The following is a 19,260-nucleotide window of genomic DNA, read 5'->3' as shown; positions in this document are numbered from 1 at the left end:
CTCCTCATTCCTGCACCCGAACTTCACGAAACATCCCCATCTCCATGTGGAACAGCAAGTGGCAGTGATAGGCCCAGCGTCCGAGGGCGTCGGCGGTGACCCGGTAACTGCGTCTGGAACCCGGCGGCACATCGATGGTGTGTTTACGCACCATGAACTGGCCATTCTCGTCCTCCAGATCGCTCCACATACCGTGCAGGTGGATGGGGTGAGTCATCATGGTGTCGTTGATCAGCACGATGCGCAGGCGCTCGCCGTACTTGAGCAGCAGCGGCGCGGCATCGGAGAACTTCACGCCGTTGAACGACCAGCTGAATTTCTCCATGTGGCCGGTCAGGTGCAGTTCGAGGGTGCGGCCCGGTTCACGCCCGTCGGGGTCGGGGAATGTGCTGCGCAGGTCCGAGTAGGTGAGGACCTTGCGACCGTTGTTGCGCAGGCCCATGCCCGGGTCGTCGAGTTTGGGGCTGACGCTCATGGCCTGCATGTCCACCAGCGGATTGTCTTTCTCGGAGTCTGGATGGGACAGCCCGTCGTCCATGCCTTGCATGGAGCCGTGGTCCATCCCCGCCATTTGACTGTGATCCATGCCCGCCATGCCCTGCATCGATCCATGATCCATACCGCCCATGCCCATGTCGTCCATGGTGACCAATGGCCGTGGATCCAGCGGCGGCACCGTTGCCGAGAGACCGGAACGGGTCGCCAGGGTGCCGCAGGCGTACCCGGTGCGATCCATCGATTGGGCAAACAGCGTATAGGCTTCTTCGCTTGGCTCGACGATAACGTCATAGGTTTCGGCCACGGCGATGCGCAGCTCATCGACGCTCACCGGTTTGACGTACTGTCCGTCGGACGCCACCACGGTCATTTTCAGGCCGGGGATGCGCACGTCGAAGTAGGTCATGGAGGAGCCATTGATCAAGCGCAGGCGAAGGCGTTCGCCGGGTTTGAACAGACCGGTCCAGTTCATTTCCGGCGTCTGGCCGTTCATGAGGTAGGTGTAGGTGGCGCCACTGATGTCGGCCAGGTCGGTGGGGTTCATCTTCATTTCGGCCCACATCTTGCGATCGGCCACGGTGGCGGCCCAGCCGTTCTTGCCGACATCGTCAATGAAATCACCGACGGTGCGTTTGTTGTAGTTGTAGTAGTCCGATTGTTTCTTGAGCTTGCCGATGACATCGGCGGGGTCTTCGTCAGTCCAGTCGGTGAGCATCACCACGTAGTCGCGCTCGTACTCGAAGGGCTCGGGCTCCTTGGCGTCGATTACCAGTGGGCCGTAGACCCCGGATTGTTCCTGGAAGCCGGAATGACTGTGGTACCAGTAAGTACCGTTTTGCCGGACCTTGAACTGATAGACGTACATGCCATCGGGCTCGATGCCCTTGAAGCTCAGTCCCGGCACGCCGTCCATGTTGGCCGGCAGCAGAATGCCGTGCCAGTGGATGGAGGTTGGGTCCTTCAAACGGTTGCGTACCCGTAGGGTCACGGTGTCGCCTTCACGCCAGCGCAGCAGCGGGCCGGGGATGCCGCCGTTGATGGTCTGGGCGATGCGCGGATTGCCGGTGAAGTTGACCGGGCTTTCGCCGATGAACAGGTCGAACTCGGTGCCTGTCAGTACGTTGGGTTGGCCAGCACTGGTGACCGCCCAGACGGGCGCGCGCCACAAGCCCAGGCCACCCAGGATGCCGCCGGCAGTCAGGCCTTTTACGAAGGTTCGCCGGGAAGTATTTGATTGCATGCCGTTTGAAGTCCGTCAGTCGATTTTGTAGCGAGTACAGGGCATTGCCCGGTGCCGGTGTGAACAGAAGATGACATAAGCCGGCCGGGCAGGTGATTACATTTCAGTCAGCTTGAGTGAGGCGCTTATCCATCGGCGTGAACGGGCTTTTGTGGCGAGGGAGCTTGCTCCCGCCGGGTTGCGAAGCAGCCCCAAAAAAAGCTGGGTACAACACATCTGGCGGGTCAAGATGGCAGGTCTGGAGGGCCGCTACGCGCTCCAGCGGGAGCAAGCTCCCTCGCCACGGTGGGCCGCGTCCGGTTCTGGGGCGTGGCACAGGTCAGAATGATCTTTTGCAACGACGGGTTATTCTGTAGCCTTGCCGGCTTCACGCTATACCGTGCCTGATTGATACCCACTTTCCCGGCGGTACCCGAGTGGTCCAGAGCCGGGTGTATACTCGACTTTCGCGCAAAACGCGCCTGCAGGTCTTGCGAACATGACGCAAATTTCCGAACGCCTTCTGGTTCAGGCCCATCTCGACGCCAAGCAGCCCAAGCCGCTGACCGCCGAGCAAGAGGCCTGGTACCGCGCCGCCATCGCCGCCGAGCTCAAGGCTCAGGATGCGGTGCTGGTCGCGCACTTCTACTGCGACCCGATCATCCAGGCCTTGGCCGAAGAGACCGGGGGCTGTGTGTCCGACTCCCTGGAAATGGCCCGCTTCGGCAACGCCCATCCGGCCAAGACCGTGGTGGTGGCCGGGGTCAAGTTCATGGGCGAAACCGCCAAGATCCTCAACCCCGAAAAACGCGTGTTGATGCCTACCCTGGAGGCCACGTGCTCCCTGGACCTGGGCTGCCCGGTGGAAGAGTTCGCGGCGTTCTGCGACCAGCACCCGGAGCGTACCGTGGTGGTCTATGCCAACACGTCGGCGGCGGTCAAAGCCCGGGCCGACTGGGTGGTGACGTCCAGTTGCGCACTGGAAATCGTCGAGAGCCTGATGGACAACGGCGAGACCATCATCTGGGGCCCCGACAAGCACCTGGGCACTTATATCCAGCGCAAGACCGGTGCCGACATGCTGCTTTGGGACGGCGCCTGTATCGTCCATGAAGAGTTCAAGTCCAAGCAGTTGGAGGACATGAAGGCGCTGTACCCGGACGCCGCGATCCTGGTGCACCCTGAGTCGCCGACCTCGGTGATTGAACTGGCCGATGCGGTGGGCTCCACCAGCCAGTTGATCGCCGCGGCCCAAAGCCTGCCGAACAAAACGCTGATCGTCGCGACCGACCGTGGCATCTTCTACAAGATGCAGCAGTTGTGCCCCGACAAGGTCTTCATCGAAGCCCCCACGGCCGGCAACGGCGCGGCCTGCCGCAGTTGCGCGCACTGCCCGTGGATGGCGATGAATACCCTGGAGCGCACGCTCAAGAGCCTGCAGGAAGGCACCAACGAGATCTTCGTCGACCCGGCGCTGATCCCCCAGGCCATTCGCCCGCTCAAGCGTATGCTGGACTTCACCCAGGCGGCGCGGATGAAGCTGGCGGGCAATGCTTGATTATTGAAAGATAGAGGCTTTCCAAAGGTTCAAAGCTGTTGGAAGGTTCCGAGAGCTGAGGGGCTTTGTGTGGCGTGCAAGCGTGCTCCCTCGGTACTGCGGTGTAGGAGCTGTCGAGTGCAACGAGGCTGCGATCTTGTCCCAGGCAATTGAATCCTGAGCGAAAGATCAAAAGATCGCAGCCTTCGGCAGCTCCTACGCATCCTACGCGCAGCCGAGCGGGAGCAGGTTCTTACTTGGCCTTCTTGGGAACCCGCACCAGCTGGGTATCCGAGTAGATGTCATGCCAGGTGCGTTTGCGCTTGTCGAACAGCGACCAGATAAAACCCAGCCCCACCAGCAGCAGTGATGCAATCGACACCACAAACCGCAACAGCGCCTGCCACAGGCTGATGGCCGTGCCATCGGCGTTCTGCACGCGGATGCACCACACCTGCATGCCCAGGGTCTGGCCGTTGTGGGTCCAGAACTTGGCGAAGAAACCGAACAGCACGAACAGCAGCACGGTAGACAGCAGAGGATCGCCGTCCAGGGCGCCGGCATCGGTGAGGGCGCGCATTTTTTCTTCGCCGATGATTGCCATCTGAATCATCTTGTAGACGCCACCGGTGACGATCAGCAGGGCCGTGCACAGCAAAAAGTCATAGAACATCGCGGCCAGGCGACGGCCCAGGGTGGCGGGAGGGAACTCGCCTTGGGGGATGAGCAGGTGTTTGGGCATGACAGTCTCGGCCGAAAAAGAAGCCATTTTACGGATTTACGCCCATAAAAAAGCCCCTGATATCAATCAGGGGCTTTTTTGTTTCTCGAAAGCTTTAGCCTTCGGTCTGAACCTCGTCAGCCTGCATGCCTTTCTGACCTTGCACAGCTACGAAAGAGACTTTCTGGCCTTCCTTCAGGCTTTTGAAGCCGGTGCCCTGGATAGCGCGGAAATGTACGAACAGATCCGGACCGTTGTCAGGCGTGATAAAACCAAAACCCTTTTCGTCGTTGAACCACTTGACGATACCATTCTGACGATCAGCCATTTTCTTATTTCCTTTGACGCTAAATTAATGACAGCCTCTTCCATATGAAAGAGTACTGGGGCTGGGTTGCAGGAAAGTAAGAGACGTCGAACGGGATGTAGCAAACTTCATAAGCTACTGCCCAGGTCACGATTCCAAGCGACCCATGCAAACACAGTGATCAGACTCTACGCCAACTAGGAACAAAAAAACAACCCCCTCTGAAGGGCCCGTATTTGCTCGGTATTCTGGCATTTGCAGGGGCTGCGGGGCTGGGCTTATTGATAGACTAGTTCAATTGTTTTGAATCGTTATAGGTGCAATTCCAATACGAGTAGATGCACCTTTTTATGGCGGTTGCGTTACACATTAGTGCACGTATAACGCAACCGCGTTACGTATAGAAACAGTCAATCAGCCGCGGTAGTAGCGTTGTGGCACAAATGGCATTTTGCTTACAAGCAAAGGCACCTTTTTCCCACGCACCATGGCCCAAACTGGCGTGTCCAGTGCGACATAGGCACTGTCCAGATAACCCATCGCCAATGGTCCGCCCAGCGATGGGCCGAAACCGCCACTGCAAACCGTACCGATGATCTCGCCTGCCTCGTTAACGACCTCAGCGCCTTCGCGCACGGGCGTGCGCTCCTGGGGCAGCAAACCAACACGTTTGCGCTTCACGCCGCCCTGTTGCTGGGCAAACACCGTTTCAGCCCCAGGGAACCCCCCAGCGCGGGCGCCATCGGCACGTCGCACTTTGGAAATGGCCCACAGCAGGCTGGCTTCGATTGGCGTCGTCTCAGTGTTCATGTCATGGCCGTAAAGGCATAGGCCGGCTTCCAGGCGCAAGGAGTCGCGGGCGCCAAGGCCGATGGCGGCCACTTCCGGTTCGGCCAGCAGCGCGCGGGCCAGTTTTTCCGCATCGGCGGCGGGTACGGAGATTTCAAAACCGTCTTCACCGGTATAGCCCGAACGGCTGACAAAGCAGTCCATGCCCAGCAGCGTGACGCGCTGGAACTGCATGAAGGTCATCTTCGCCACGTCTGGCGCCAGGCGCGCAAGCACGGTGACGGCGGCCGGGCCTTGCAGGGCGAGGAGGGCGCGGGCTTCGAACAGCGGCTCGATGCTGCACTGATCGCCGATATGGGCGCGCAGGTGGGCCAGGTCCTGGTCCTTGCAGGCCGCGTTGACCACCAGGAACAGCTCGTTGTTGCCCAGGTTGGCGACCATCAGGTCGTCGAGGATGCCGCCGTTTTCGTTGGTGAACATCGCATAGCGCTGCATGCCCACCGGCAGGTCGATGATGTCCACCGGCACCAGGGTTTCCAGCGCTTTGGCGGCGTCGGCGCCGCTCAAACGGATCTGGCCCATGTGGGACACGTCGAACAGCCCGGCCTGATCGCGGGTGTGCTGGTGCTCTTTCATTACGCCCAATGGGTATTGCACCGGCATGTCATAGCCGGCGAATGGCACCATGCGGGCGCCGAGTTCGAGGTGCAGGGCGTGCAATGGGGTCTTCAGCAGTTGTTCGGTGGACATATCAGCTCCTGGAAAAAATGTAGAAGTGAGGCAAGCGCATCAACATTCGATGATGTTGACCGCCAGACCGCCGCGGGCGGTCTCCTTGTATTTGCTTTTCATGTCGGCGCCGGTCTGGCGCATGGTGCGGATGACTTTGTCGAGGGACACGAAGTGATGGCCGTCGCCGCGCATGGCCATGCGCACCGCATTGATGGCTTTCACCGAGCCCATGGCATTGCGCTCGATGCACGGCACCTGCACCAGGCCACCGATGGGGTCGCAGGTCAGGCCGAGGTTGTGTTCCATGCCGATCTCGGCGGCGTTTTCCACTTGCTGCACGGTACCGCCGAGCACTTCGCACAGGGCGCCGGCGGCCATGGAACAGGCCACGCCGACTTCACCCTGGCAACCTACTTCGGCGCCGGAGATGGAGGCGTTTTCCTTGTACAGGATGCCGATGGCGGCGGCGGTCAGCAGGAATCGCACGACGCCGTCTTCATTGGCTCCAGGGATGAAGCGCATGTAGTAATGCAGCACGGCCGGGATGATCCCCGCCGCACCGTTCGTTGGAGCGGTGACGACGCGGCCGCCGTAGGCGTTTTCTTCGTTGACCGCCAGGGCGTACAAGTTGACCCAGTCCAGCACCGACAATGGATCGCGCAGGGCGGCTTCGGGGTTCTTGCACAACTGGCGGTGCAGCGCCGCAGCCCGGCGCTTGACCTTCAGCCCGCCCGGCAGGATGCCTTCGTTGCGACAGCCGGCCGCCACGCAATCCTGCATCACTTGCCAGATCTTCAACAGGCCGGCGCGGGTTTCGGCTTCGGGGCGCCAGGCACTTTCGTTGGTCAGCATCACCTGGCTGATGGACAAACCATAGGTGGTGCAGTGGCTCAACAAGTCCTTGGCACTTTTGAACGGGAAGGTCAGGGGGGTGGCATCTTCGACGATACGGTCGGCACCGGCAGCGCTTTCGTCGACGACAAAACCGCCGCCTACCGAGTAATACTCGCGACTGCGCACCTGCAGGCCCGCCGCGTCGAAGGCGCGGAAAATCATGCCGTTGGGGTGAAAGGGCAGCGGCTTGCGAATCATCGCCAGGTGCAGTTTTTCGTTGAATTCAATGCAGTGTTCACCCAGCAGGTTCAGGCGCCCGTTGCTGCGAATCTCGCGCAAGCGGGCGTCGACCGTTTCAGTGTCCACGGTATCCGGGTGTTCGCCTTCCAGGCCCAGCAGCACGGCCTTGTCACTGCCGTGGCCTTTGCCGGTGGCGCCGAGTGAGCCGTAGAGCTCGACCTTGACGCTGGTGATGGCGTTGAGCAGGTCATCACGACGCAGCCCTTCGACGAAACGGGCAGCGGCACGCATCGGGCCGACCGTATGGGAACTGGAGGGGCCGATGCCGATTTTGAACAGGTCGAACACGCTTAACGACATGGTGTTTCTCCGGTTTCTTTTTATGAGGATCGACGATTGAGGGTCTACATGGATTCCGTGTGGGAGCGAGCCTGCTCGCGATAGCGGTGTGGCAGTTGACATAGATGTTGACTGACACTCCGCTATCGCGAGCAGGCTCGCTCCCACAGGGGATCTGCGGTTTGTTGAGGGGCGACTACTCGCCCCCTCCACAGGTCAAGCGTAGCTTTCGATCGACGGGCAGGCGCAGACCAGGTTGCGGTCGCCGAACACGTTGTCGACCCGGCCCACCGGCGGCCAGTACTTGCCATCGATCAACGAGGCCACTGGGTACACCGCTTGTTCGCGGCTATAGGGGTGGGTCCACTCGCCAACGATTTCCGCGGCGGTGTGTGGGGCGTTTTTCAGTGGGTTGTCGTCTTTGTCCAGGCTGCCGTTTTCCACCGCACGGATTTCTTCGCGGATGCAGATCATGGCGTCGCAGAAGCGGTCCAGTTCTTCCTTGGATTCGCTTTCGGTCGGCTCGATCATCAGCGTACCGGCCACCGGGAACGACATGGTCGGCGCGTGGAAGCCGAAGTCGATCAGGCGCTTGGCCACGTCATCGACGCTGATGCCACTGCTGTCCTTGAGCGGGCGCAGGTCGAGAATACACTCGTGAGCCACCAGACCGTTGCTGCCGGAGTAGAGCACCGGATAGTGTTCTTCCAGGCGGCGGGCGATGTAATTGGCGTTGAGGATCGCCAGTTGCGAGGCACGCTTGAGGCCAGCGCCACCCATCATGCGGATGTACATCCAGGTGATCGGCAGGATGCTCGCGCTGCCGAACGGCGCCGCGCACACCGCGCCTTCCTTGCGTTCCATGTTGGCATGGCCTGGCAGGAACGGCGCCAGATGGGACTTGACGCCGATCGGGCCGACACCCGGGCCGCCACCGCCGTGAGGAATGCAGAAGGTCTTGTGCAGGTTCAGGTGCGACACGTCGCCGCCGAACTTGCCCGGCGCGCAGAGGCCGACCATGGCGTTCATGTTGGCGCCGTCGATGTACACTTGGCCGCCGTTGTCATGAATGATGCCGCAGATTTCGCGGATGCCTTCTTCGAACACACCGTGGGTGGACGGGTAGGTGATCATCAGCGCCGCCAGGTGCTCGCGGTGCTCGGTGGCCTTGGCCCGCAGGTCTTCGATGTCGACGTTGCCGCGCGCATCGCAGGCGGTCACGACCACACGCATGCCGGCCATGTTGGCGGTAGCTGGGTTGGTGCCGTGGGCCGACGATGGGATCAGGCAGATATCGCGACGGTCTTCGCCACGGCTCTGGTGATAGGCGCGGATAGCGAGCAGACCGGCGTACTCACCCTGGGAACCGGCGTTGGGTTGCAACGACACCGCGTCGTAACCGGTGGCGGCGCACAGCATGGCTTCCAGCTCGTCGGTCAGTTGTTGGTAGCCGGCGCTCTGCTCGGCGGGGGCGAATGGGTGCAGGGCGCCGAACTCGGCCCAGGTCACCGGGATCATTTCGCTGGCGGCATTGAGCTTCATGGTGCAGGAACCCAGCGGGATCATGGTGCGATCCAGGGCCAGGTCCTTGTCGGCGAGCTTGCGCAGGTAGCGCATCAGCTCGGTTTCGGAATGGTAGCGGTTGAACACCGGGTGGCTGAGGACTGCCGACTGGCGCACCAGCTCGGCCGGGATGCGGCTTTGCACGGTGGCGGCCAGGGCGGCGAAGTCCGGCAGGGCCTTGCCGTCGGCCAACAGGCTCCACAGCGTTTCGACGTCAGCCTGGGAGGTGGTTTCGTCCAGGGACAAGCCCAGGCGTTCAGCGTCCACCACGCGCAGGTTGATGCGCTGGGCACGCGCCTTGTCGTGCAGGGCGGCGGTTTGCGCGCCGGTGTGCAGGGTCAGGGTGTCGAAGAAGCTGTCTTGTTCAACGCTCAGGCCCAATGCGCCCAGGCCTTTGGCGAGGATCGCGGTCAGGTGGTGGATGCGGTTGGCGATTTGCGTCAGGCCTTTAGGGCCGTGATACACGGCGTACATGCTGGCGATGTTGGCCAGCAAGACCTGGGCAGTGCAAATGTTGCTCGTGGCTTTCTCGCGGCGGATGTGTTGTTCGCGGGTCTGCATCGCCAGGCGCAAGGCCGGCTTGCCGAAACGGTCCACGGAAACACCCACAAGGCGGCCAGGCATATCGCGCTTGAAGGCATCCTTGGTGGAGAAATACGCCGCGTGCGGGCCGCCAAAGCCCAATGGCACGCCGAAGCGCTGGGCGCTGCCGATGGCCACGTCGGCGCCGAACTCACCCGGTGCCGACAGCAGGGTCAGGGCCAGCAGGTCTGCGGCGACAGCGACCAGGGCGTTGGCGGCATGGAAGCGTTCGGTCAATTCACGGTAATCGAACAGGTCACCGTTGCTGGCCGGGTATTGCAGCAGCGCGCCGAAGAAGCTGGCGACGTCAGTGAGTTCGCGTTCGTCGCCCACCACCACCTCAATGCCCAAGGGCTCGGCACGGGTGCGCAGCACATCGAGGGTTTGCGGGTGGCAATGGCGGGAAGCGAAGAAGGCATTGCTGCTCTTGTTCTTGCTCAGGCGCTTGCAGAAGGTCATGGCCTCGGCGGCGGCGGTGGCTTCGTCCAGCAAGGATGCGTTGGCGATCGGCAGACCGGTGAGGTCGCTGATCAAGGTCTGGAAGTTCAGCAGTGCTTCCAGACGGCCCTGGGAAATTTCTGGCTGGTAAGGGGTGTAGGCGGTGTACCAGGCCGGGTTTTCCAGCAGGTTGCGCAGAATCGGCGCTGGCGTGTGGCAGTTGTAGTAGCCCTGGCCGATGTAGGTCTTGAACAGTTGGTTCTTGCCGGCGATGGCCTTGATCGAGGCCAGTGCATCGGCTTCGCTCTGGCCGTCGCCCATGTCCAGCACGCTGGTGCCCTTGATGCTTTCCGGAATGACGCTGGCGCTCAACGCTTCCAGGGAGTCGTAGCCCAGGCGCTCGAGCATGGCTTGCTCGTCGCTGGCCCGCGGGCCGATGTGGCGGGCGATGAATTCGTTGGCGGTGCCGAGATTAACGGTCATGTTGCGCTCCTCAGGCTTCGGCGTTGGCTTTGATCAGGCGGTCATAGGCGTCCTGATTCAGCAGTTGGCCAACTTGGCTGGCGTCGGCGGGCTTGAATCGGAAAAACCAGCCTGCACCCAGCGGATCTTCGTTGACCAGTTCCGGATTGCTTTCCAGGGCCGGGTTCACTTCCAGCACTTCTCCGTCCAGCGGCATGTACACACCGCTGGCGGCTTTTACCGATTCCACGGTAGAGGCTTCGTCACCCTTGGCGTAGTTTTGCAGTTCCGGTAACTGAACATAGACCACATCGCCCAAGGCGTTCTGGGCAAACGCGGTAATACCGACGGTAACGCTGCCGTCGGCTTCAGTGCGCAGCCATTCGTGATCTTCAGTGAAACGCAACTCGCTCATGGAAACTCCTGGGGCCAGATTCGTCTGGTGGACGCGAAGAAAGGCGCGGGGCTTGGCCCGGCCGAATGGTTATATCCTTAGCAAGAATGCGGCCAATACAAAAAAGTATTTAAATATCAATGAATTGAGTTGTTTTGGCCAAGAGTGCGTGGTTCTGTCTGTAGCGAAATCGCTACAGATCCACGCCCGGATAAAACCCTAGTGGGATCAAAGCCTTGCACAGCGCTGTTTGGCGACCGCTGTAGCGATATCATTCCACTGTAGCGCTTTCAGTACAGATGGAGGTCGTTTTTGAGGCGTTTCCGCATGCGATGCAGCTCATTGTGGGAGCGAGCCTGCTCGCGAGAGCGGTGGGTCAGCCAGCACTGATGTTGACGATACATCGCTATCGCGAGCAGGCTCGCTCCCACAGAGGGCAGCAGCGGGTCTATGGCTTGCCGGAAATCCCGTATTTGCGCAACCGATGGGCAATGGCGGTGTGGGAGGTTTGCAGGCGGCTGGCGAGCTGGCGGGTGGAGGGGTAGTTGACGTAGAGGCTTTCGAGCAGGTGTTTTTCGAAGGCTTCCACGGCTTGCTCAAGGCTCTCGACTTCCACGTCACCCTGGCGCGCCACGGAAGTGCCGGCAATGTCCAGGTCGCCAATGTCCACCAGACTGCTTTCACAAATGGCCGCGGCGCGGAAGATCACGTTCTGCAATTGCCGCACATTGCCCGGCCAGCGGTTGCCCAGCAGCGCCGGGTAGGTGCCGGGGGCCAGGCGGCAGACCGGGCGCTGGATTTGCGCACAGGCCTGCTGCATGAAGTAGCGCGCCAGCAGCAGGATGTCCTGGCCGCGTTCACGCAGCGGCGGCACTTCGACATTAAGCACGTTCAGGCGATAGAACAGGTCTTCGCGGAACGAACCTTCGCTGACCATTTTTTCCAGGTTGCGGTGGGTCGCGCTGAGAATGCGCACATTGACCTTGATTTCCCGGTCGCCGCCGACCCGACGGAAGCTGCCATCGTTCAAGAACCGCAGCAGTTTGGCTTGCAGGTAAGGCGACATCTCGCCGATTTCATCGAGAAATACCGTGCCCTGGTTCGCCAGTTCCATCAGCCCTGGCTTGCCCCCCCGTTGCGCCCCGGTGAAGGCGCCGGGGGCGTAGCCGAACAGCTCGCTTTCGGCCAGGTTTTCCGGCAGTGCGGCGCAGTTCAAGGCCAGGAACGGCGCGCCGTGACGGGCACTGATGGCGTGGCAGGCCCGAGCCACCAGCTCTTTGCCGGTGCCGGTTTCACCCTGGATCAGCAAAGGTGCATCCAGCGCCGCCACCCGCTGGGCCCGGGCCTTGAGAGTGCGGATCGCCGGGGATTCGCCGAGCAGCGCGTCAAACCCTTCGGCGTGGTCGTGGTGCAGCGCCGACAGGCGTTCGCCGATGCGGTTTGGCTGATAGAGGGTCAGCAACGCACCGGCGTTCGTGATGGGCGTGGCGTCCAGCAGCAGAGTCTGGCCGTTGAGGGTGATTTCCCGCAGCGGCAGGCGGAAACCATTCTCCAGCAAAGCCCCCAACAGGGCCTCGTCACCGAACAGCTCGGCAACGCTTTCTCCGGCCGGTTCACGGCCGTACAGGGCGATCAGCGCCGGGTTGGCCAGCAACACGTGGCCGGCGCTGTCCAGGGCCAGTACCGGGTCGGTCATGGCCGCGAGCAGGGCGTCGAGCTGCAAGTGCCGACGCTGGCCTGGCAGGATGTCCACCACAGTGACTGCCTGCACACCCCGCACGCTGAACAGCGCCTCGCGTAATTCGTCCAGCACCTGCGGGCTGAGGGTCGGGGCGTCGATGTAGACGTTGGGCGGCACCATCTCCACCGCATCCAGATTGAGATTGCGCCCACCGAGCAAAGCCAGGACTTCCTGGGTAATGCCGACGCGGTCGATGAAACTGACGTGGATACGCATGGGGCGGTTTTGGGTTCTGGAATACGGAGGGTGGCCAGTATGCCTTGGGGCGGGCTATTGGTGAAATCCTGGCGCATGACTTGAGGCTGTACAGATAACTTCTGTGGGAGCGAGCCTGCTCGCGATAGCGGTGAATCAGTCAGCCTCTGTGTTGAATGCTAATGCTAATGCGCATCGCGAGCAGGCTCGCTCCCACAGGGATCTCGGTGAGGCCAGGGTTTACAACCCAATATCCCACTCCGGCGTCTCGGGAAACTTGAGCACCAAAAAATCCAGCAGGCTGCGCAGTGCCGAGGGCATGTGCTTGCGTGATGCATACACCGCGTACATGTTCATTTTCCGGGGTTCGGCGTGGGTCAGCAGGCGGATCAGCTCGCCGTTCTGGATGTGCGTGCCCGCCTGGTAGCTGGGCAGCATCGCCACCCCGGCGCCAGCCATGGTGGCCCGCAGCAGGGTGCTGGCCTCGTTGGCGCTGATGTTGCCCTGCACCGGCACCGAGACCTGCTCGCCGTTTTGCTCGAAATGCCACAGGCTCCTGCCGACGTAGGAGTGGGTCAGGCAGTTGTGCCGGCTCAGGTCCTCGACCCGCTGTGGCGCCGGATGTTCCTGCAGGTAAGCGGGTGAGGCGCAGATCACCGAGCGACAAACCGTCAAGCGCCGGGCAATCAGGTTCGAGTCAAGGTCGTTGCTCATGCGGATCGCCAGGTCGATGCGTTCGTCCACCAGGTTCACCGTGCGATCGAGCATTTGCAGGTCGATGCTGACCCCCGGATAACGCCCGACGAACTCGGCCATGGCCGCCGCCAGTTGGGCCTGGCCGAACGAGGTGCTGGTGCTGATGCGCAGCATGCCACGGGGCGCATCGTCCGGCGTACTGACGGCGGCCTGCATGTCGCCGGACAGCTCCAGCATCTGCCGACAGCGCGGCAGGATTTCCAGGCCCGCAGCCGTCAGGCTCAGCTTGCGGGTGGTGCGGTGCATCAACCGGGCTCCGACCCAGTCTTCCAGTTCCGCCAGATACCGTGACACCACCGGTCGCGACAGCTCCAGGTGTTCGGCTGCCGCCGACTGACTGCCCAACTCCACCACCGCGACGAACACTTGCATTGCGTGTAGACGATCCATGATTTGCCCGATTTCAGAAACAAACTATGTCCAAGCATCGCATTTTTTGAAACGAGTCAGGTCACTAAGCTGCGCTCATTGCCAATCGGGCTTATGCACAACGGAGCACAACATGACCGGATCCACCTTATTCAAGCGTCTGCTGCTGACCAGCGCTTCGATGATTTTTGCGGCCAACACCTGGGCAGCCGACCTTGCGCTGGATGTCTATAACCCCGGCGCAGCGGCAGTGTTCCCGGTGACTTCGGTATTGGTCAGTGGAGAAAAAGAGGCGATTCTGGTGGACGCCCAGTTTGGTAAGTCTCAGGCCGAACAATTGGTGCAGAAAATCCGCGCCAGCGGCAAGCAATTGACCACGATTTACATCAGCCACGGCGATCCCGACTACTATTTTGGTCTGGAGACTCTGTCCGCCGCGTTCCCGAAGGCCAAGGTGCTGGCATCCGCGCCGACCGTCGAACACATCAAGCACACCCTGGACGGCAAGTTGAAATATTGGGGGCCGATCCTCAAGGCTGATGCGCCGAGCAAAGCGATTGTGCCCCAGGTGCTCAAGGGCGACAGCCTGATCCTGGAGGGCAAGCGCTTGCAGATCATCGGTCTTGATGGCCCGCAACCGGACCGCAGCTTCGTCTGGATCCCGTCGATCAAGGCTGTGGTCGGCGGCGTCGTGGTGGCTGAGAACATTCACGTCTGGATGGCCGACACGCAGACGCCGCAGTCCCGCAAGGATTGGCTGGCGACGCTGGAGGGCATTGAAAAACTGCAACCGAACACCGTGGTTCCCGGCCATTACCTGGGTGAAAGCGCCCGGTCCCTGGCGCCGGTGAAATTCACCGCCGACTACATCGAGGCCTTCGACGAGGAAACCGCCAAAGCCAAGGATTCCGCTGCCCTGATCGCCGCCATGAAGCAGCGCTACCCCGATCTTGGGGAAGACAGCTCCCTGGAGCTTAGTGCCAAGGTGGCCAAGGGTGAGATGAAGTGGTGATTCGGTTGTAGCGCCACATCAGCCTGTCTTTCAAACATCGCTAACCAACGGAGAACATCATGAGCAAAATCGCAATCATCGGCGCCACCGGTCGGGCTGGCAGCCAGTTATTGGAAGAAGCCCTGCGTCGCGGTCACAGCGTGACGGCCATTGCCCGTAACACCGCAAAAATCGGCGAGCGGGCCGGTGTGGTCTGCCAGCAGTTGGATGTATTGGACAGCGAGGCGTTGACCGCAGCGGTGACCGGCCATGACGTGGTGATCAGCGCGGCCCATTTCTCCACCGTATCGGCCGACAAGATCATCGCCCCCTTGAAGGCGGCCGGGGTCAAGCGGCTTCTGGTGGTGGGCGGAGCCGGTTCGTTGCTGTTGCCGGACAACAATCGAGTGATCGACAGCGAGGGCTTTCCTGAGGAATACCTTGCTGAAGCCAGTGCCGGCGCATTGTTCCTGGACGTACTGCGCAAGGAGGAGGACCTGGACTGGACCTTCCTCTCGCCCTCGGCGGAGTTCGTCGAGACCGAGCGCACCGGGCAGTTTCGTATCGGCAAGGATCACCTGCTGTTCGATGGCACCGGGCGCAGTTGGATCAGCTTTGCCGATTACGCCATTGCAATGATCGATGAAGTGGAGACGCCGCAGTTTTCGCGGCAGCGCTTTACCGTCGGTTATTGATCTTGCACCACCTGCACGAACTTTCTGACCTGCACAACCTGCACGAACTCTCTGACCTGCGCGAACTGTAGGAGCTGTCGAGTGCAACGAGGCTGCGATCTTGCCCCTGGCAATTGAGTCGCGAGCGAACGATCAAGATCAAGATCAAGGTCAAGGTCAAAAGATCGCAGCCTTCGGCAGCTCCTACGGGGTCAGCTGTGGAGTCTCATCCACACGCTGACCAGCACCGTCGCCGCCATGAGCCACGCCACCGCCGCCACGGCCAGCGAAGCTTCAAGGCGCATCCGGTCGACCATCACATACAGTGTGGCCAGGTACACGAAATAGGGGATGATCGACCACATGCCAAACACGATGGTGGTTTTCAGATCGTCCACTGAACGGCCCTTGCCAACAATGTAGTGGGCGATCAGGGCGAAGGTGGGAAACAGTGGCACCAGTCCGGCGATGTAATAGTTCTTGGTCTTGGCGAGCATCGCCAGGATGACCACCACCGCGGCACCGAGCGCTGCTTTGAAAATCAGGTCCACAGGTCTACTGCCCCAGGTTAATGGCTCAGGCCATATTTTTTGACTTTGTCGAACAGCGTGGTTTTGGCCATGCCTAGCTCCAGGCTGGCCTGGGTCAGGTTGCCACCGCTGCGTTGCAGGGCGTCCACCAGCAGGTTGCGTTCGAAGGCTTCTACCGCTTCGGCGAAGGCCAGGCCCTGGCTGGCGCCGCTGGCCCCCGTCTTCTTGAAGGCCGGCAGGCCCAGTGCATAGCGTTCGGCAACGTTGCGCAGTTCCCGCACGTTGCCCGGCCAGTCGTGGCTCATCAGGTTGGACAGCGTCTGGTTGTCCAGCTCCGGCACGGTGCGGTCGAAGCGCAGGGACGACTGCTGCAGAAAATGCTCGAACAGTTGCAGAATGTCTTCGCGGCGCTCGCGCAGTGGCGGCAGTTCCAGAGTCACCACGTTGAGACGGTAATACAAGTCGCTGCGAAACTGCCCGGCCCGGCCCAGTTCGTCCAGATCGGATTTGGTGGCGGCGATGACCCGGCAATCCACCGCCACGCTCTGGTTTGAGCCCAGGCGCTCGAGGGTGCGTTCCTGCAACACCCGCAGCAACTTGATCTGCAAGGGCAGGGGCATGCTCTCTACTTCATCGAGAAACAGCGTGCCGCCGTCGGCGTGCTCGATCTTGCCGATCCGGCGTTTGCCGGCACCGGTAAAGGCATTGGCTTCATGGCCGAAAATCTCGCTTTCGAAGAGGTTTTCCGGCAGGCCGCCGCAGTTCAGCGCGACGAATTGTTTGCTATGGCGCCGACTGAAGTCGTGCAGGCAGCGCGCGATCAGTTCCTTGCCGGTGCCGGTTTCTCCTTCGATCAGAACGTTGGCCGAGGTGTCGGCCACGTTGGCGATCAGCTCTCGAAGGTGCTGCATGGCCGGTGAACGGCCAATGATCCGGCCTTTCAGGGAGTCGCGTTCGGCCAGTTGCCGGCGCAGCGATGAAACCTCCCGGGCCAGGCTGCGTTGTTCCAGCGCGCGGCGGGCGACGTCCACCAGGCGTTCGGGGGAGAAGGGTTTCTCCATGAAGTCATAGGCGCCTTTTTGCATGGCACCCACGGCCATGGAAATGTCGCCGTGGCCAGTGATCAGCACCACCGGCAGGCTGCGGTCCCGGGCCTTGAGGCGGGTCAGCAGCTCCAGGCCATCGATGCCCGGCAGGCGAATGTCACTGATGACGATGCCGGCAAAGTCATCGCCGACCCGCTCCAGGGCCTCTTCGGCGCTGCCCACACCGATGCAGGGAATGTCTTCCAGGGTCAGGGCCTGCTGGCAGCCCAGCAGGACATGCGGGTCGTCCTCGACGATCAGTACGCTCAGGTCGTTGTTCATGGCTGCTCGGCAGGTAAAGGGCTTACCAACGGTAAACTGAGGATAAAAGTGGTTCCACCTTCGGTGGGGTGCTCGACGCCCAGATGGCCACCCGCGGCGGCGGCCAGGCTTGCCGAGAGGGTCAGGCCCAAGCCAAGGCCTTGTTCGCCGGGTTTGGTGGTAAAGAACGGTTCGAACAAATGCTTGCGTGCCTCGGGATCGATGCCATGGCCGTTGTCTCGCACCCGCAGGCGATATTTGTCATCCGAGGCAGTGCCTTCAAGCCACAGCCGCGGCTCGGGTTGGCTCTGCATGGCGTCCAGGGCGTTGCCGATCAGGTTCACCAGGATTTGTTCAAGACGCGTCTGGTCGATCTGTACCTGCACGTCGTCGTAACCGGCATGCACCTGGATCTTCAGGCTTTCGAGGCGTCCACCCAGCAGTTGCAGCGCGGCTTCGACTGCCTTGCCAAGGCTGGCCCGGCCCTGATCGTCGCCGCGTCGGGCAAAGGAGCGCAGGCTGGCGGTGATCCGGCCCATGCGGTCGATCAGGTCGTTGATGGTCTTGAGGTTGGCGCTGGCGATATCCAGTTGACCCCGTTCCAGGAAGCGCACGGTGTTGCCGGACAAGGTACGCAACGCGGCCAGCGGCTGGTTGAGTTCATGGGCGATGCTGGTGGACATCTGGCCGATGGCGGCGAGCTTACCGGCCTGCACCAGTTCGTCCTGGGCCCGGCGCAACGTCTCTTCGGCCTGCCGCCGTTCGCGGATCTGGCCCTTGAGCCGTTCATTGCTGGCCCGCAGGTCGGTGGTGCGTTCGGTAATCCGACGTTCGAGCTGATTGTTGGCTTCCTGCAAGGCTTCCCGGGCAGCGAGGCGAGTGGCGATGACCTTGCGCCGCTCGTTCCAGGCGATCAGCAGGAAAGCCACCAGGGCGAAGGCCACGGCCACCAGGATGCCCTGGTTGATCGCCTGGCGACGCAGGTCTTCAAGGGGCGTCAGCAGGGTGAAGTTCCAGGGCGTGTCGCTCAAGGGGCGGGTCTGTGACAGATAGCTGATGGCCCGTTCGTCGGACACCAGCTCAGCGTTGGCCGGGAAGGTCAGTTTTTCCATGCCTTCGGCCAGTCGTTCGCGAGCCAGGGGAATCAGCTCGTTCAATGGGAACCAGTAATACTGCAGGCTGCGGGCCAGGCGCTCCTTGGTTTCGTCGCTCAAAGGTCGCACGGATTTGAGCCGTCGCGCCGGATCGCTGGACAAAATGATGATGCCATTTTCGTCGCTGACGAAGGCTTCCAGGCGCGCGCGTTGCCAGCGCTCTTCCATGGCTTCCAGGCGCACTTTGACCACCGCCACGCCGATGATCTTGCCCTGCTGTTCCAGGCCATGGGCCAGGTAATAGCCAGGCTCGCCACTGGTGCTGCCGATGCCATAGAAGCGCCCGGGCTGACCGCGTACGGCGTTCTGGAAATAGGCGCGGAAGGACAGGTCTTCACCCAGGTAACTGTCGACGTCGCGCCAGTTGCTGGTCGCCATGACCCGACCTGTGGTGTCCATCACGTAAATGGCCCGACTGCGGCTGCGCCGGTTCAGGCCTTCGAGGTATTCGTTAACAGTCTTGCGGTGCTCGGGCGTGGGATCGTCGAGCAGTTGCGAAACGCTGGATTCAAGCTCCAGCAGGCTGGGCAGGTAGGTGTACTTGCTGATCTCGCTCTCGACCGCACGGGCGTGCAGTTCCAACTGGCGCTCGCCGTTCTCGCCCAGACCGCGAATGCCGTAGTGCTCACTGATCCAGAAGCCGAGGTAACCCAGGCCGATCATCAGGGCAATGATCAGTGGCGGCAGGAACAGATGGCGAATCAGACGGGGCTTCACGGCAAGTGATGGCGGCGCGGCGCGATAGAGAGTGGGGTCGCATTTCATCACAGAAGCCTTGGGTCAACCACAACACTTACCGAAGTACCGCAGTCCCTTGTGGGAGCGAGCCTGCTCGCGATAGCGGACGGA

Annotated in this window: 15 protein-coding genes; 3 read left to right on the top strand and 12 right to left on the bottom strand. The window is 61.5% G+C overall.

Features of this window, described 5'->3' with window-relative positions; all coding sequences use genetic code 11:
- Positions 1–4: 4 nt before the first annotated feature.
- Positions 5–1,738 carry a copper resistance system multicopper oxidase gene (locus tag BM132_RS18255; protein WP_092457514.1) on the bottom strand — a complete coding sequence of 578 codons (1,734 nt, stop codon included), beginning with the start codon at positions 1,736–1,738 and terminating at the stop codon, positions 5–7.
- A gap of 478 nt (positions 1,739–2,216) precedes the next feature.
- On the opposite strand from BM132_RS18255, the gene nadA reads away from it, so the two are divergent.
- Positions 2,217–3,275 (top strand): quinolinate synthase NadA, encoded by a 1,059-nt coding sequence (gene nadA / locus BM132_RS18250; protein WP_092457511.1) that lies wholly within the window; start codon positions 2,217–2,219, stop codon positions 3,273–3,275.
- Between the two features lie 232 nt (positions 3,276–3,507).
- Here the strand turns inward: nadA and BM132_RS18245 are convergent, their stop codons facing one another.
- From BM132_RS18245 to BM132_RS18210, 8 genes are all read right to left on the bottom strand, one after another.
- Entirely contained in the window at positions 3,508–3,996 is a 489-nt protein-coding gene (locus BM132_RS18245) for an RDD family protein (RefSeq protein WP_092394867.1), read from the bottom strand.
- A gap of 94 nt (positions 3,997–4,090) precedes the next feature.
- Complete coding sequence (locus BM132_RS18240) at positions 4,091–4,303, bottom strand: cold-shock protein (protein ID WP_092393252.1); 213 nt, start codon at positions 4,301–4,303, stop codon at positions 4,091–4,093.
- Positions 4,304–4,696: 393 nt separating this feature from the next.
- Positions 4,697–5,821 (bottom strand): glycine cleavage system aminomethyltransferase GcvT, encoded by a 1,125-nt coding sequence (gene gcvT / locus BM132_RS18235; protein ID WP_092393249.1) that lies wholly within the window; start codon positions 5,819–5,821, stop codon positions 4,697–4,699.
- 39 nt (positions 5,822–5,860) lie between these two features.
- Entirely contained in the window at positions 5,861–7,237 is a 1,377-nt protein-coding gene (locus tag BM132_RS18230) for an L-serine ammonia-lyase (RefSeq protein WP_092457508.1), read from the bottom strand.
- A gap of 195 nt (positions 7,238–7,432) precedes the next feature.
- The gene (gcvP, locus tag BM132_RS18225) at positions 7,433–10,282 is read right to left on the bottom strand and encodes an aminomethyl-transferring glycine dehydrogenase (RefSeq protein ID WP_092457505.1); all 2,850 of its coding nucleotides are present in this window, start codon (positions 10,280–10,282) and stop codon (positions 7,433–7,435) included.
- Between the two features lie 10 nt (positions 10,283–10,292).
- Complete coding sequence (gene gcvH, locus BM132_RS18220) at positions 10,293–10,676, bottom strand: glycine cleavage system protein GcvH (protein WP_092457502.1); 384 nt, start codon at positions 10,674–10,676, stop codon at positions 10,293–10,295.
- Between the two features lie 427 nt (positions 10,677–11,103).
- Positions 11,104–12,612: a sigma-54-dependent transcriptional regulator gene (locus BM132_RS18215; protein WP_092393237.1), complete on the bottom strand. Its 1,509-nt coding sequence runs from the start codon at positions 12,610–12,612 to the stop codon at positions 11,104–11,106.
- 219 nt (positions 12,613–12,831) lie between these two features.
- Positions 12,832–13,737, bottom strand: coding sequence for a LysR family transcriptional regulator (locus tag BM132_RS18210; RefSeq protein ID WP_092457499.1), 906 nt, complete (start codon positions 13,735–13,737; stop codon positions 12,832–12,834).
- Between the two features lie 112 nt (positions 13,738–13,849).
- On the opposite strand from BM132_RS18210, the gene BM132_RS18205 reads away from it, so the two are divergent.
- Entirely contained in the window at positions 13,850–14,728 is an 879-nt protein-coding gene (locus BM132_RS18205; protein WP_092457496.1) for an MBL fold metallo-hydrolase, read from the top strand.
- Between the two features lie 59 nt (positions 14,729–14,787).
- The gene (locus BM132_RS18200) at positions 14,788–15,402 is read left to right on the top strand and encodes an NAD(P)-dependent oxidoreductase (protein WP_092457493.1); all 615 of its coding nucleotides are present in this window, start codon (positions 14,788–14,790) and stop codon (positions 15,400–15,402) included.
- A gap of 191 nt (positions 15,403–15,593) precedes the next feature.
- On the opposite strand, the gene BM132_RS18195 is transcribed toward BM132_RS18200, so the two are convergent.
- From BM132_RS18195 to BM132_RS18185, 3 genes are read right to left on the bottom strand one after another with little or no spacing between them, the layout of a single operon-like run.
- Entirely contained in the window at positions 15,594–15,923 is a 330-nt protein-coding gene (locus tag BM132_RS18195) for a GlpM family protein (protein WP_173407518.1), read from the bottom strand.
- 26 nt (positions 15,924–15,949) lie between these two features.
- Positions 15,950–17,278 carry a two-component response regulator AauR gene (locus tag BM132_RS18190; RefSeq protein WP_092457490.1) on the bottom strand — a complete coding sequence of 443 codons (1,329 nt, stop codon included), beginning with the start codon at positions 17,276–17,278 and terminating at the stop codon, positions 15,950–15,952.
- Entirely contained in the window at positions 17,275–19,176 is a 1,902-nt protein-coding gene (locus tag BM132_RS18185; RefSeq protein ID WP_092457487.1) for a two-component sensor histidine kinase AauS, read from the bottom strand. Before BM132_RS18185 ends, BM132_RS18190 begins: the two co-directional genes overlap by 4 nt.
- Positions 19,177–19,260: the final 84 nt, after the last annotated feature.

Origin of the sequence: Pseudomonas sp. NFACC45 (assembly GCF_900113505.1) — a bacterium.
GTDB lineage: Bacteria > Pseudomonadota > Gammaproteobacteria > Pseudomonadales > Pseudomonadaceae > Aquipseudomonas > Aquipseudomonas tehranensis.
Note: the sequence above shows the minus strand (reverse complement) of the source record. Positions and strands in the feature narration are given on the sequence as shown.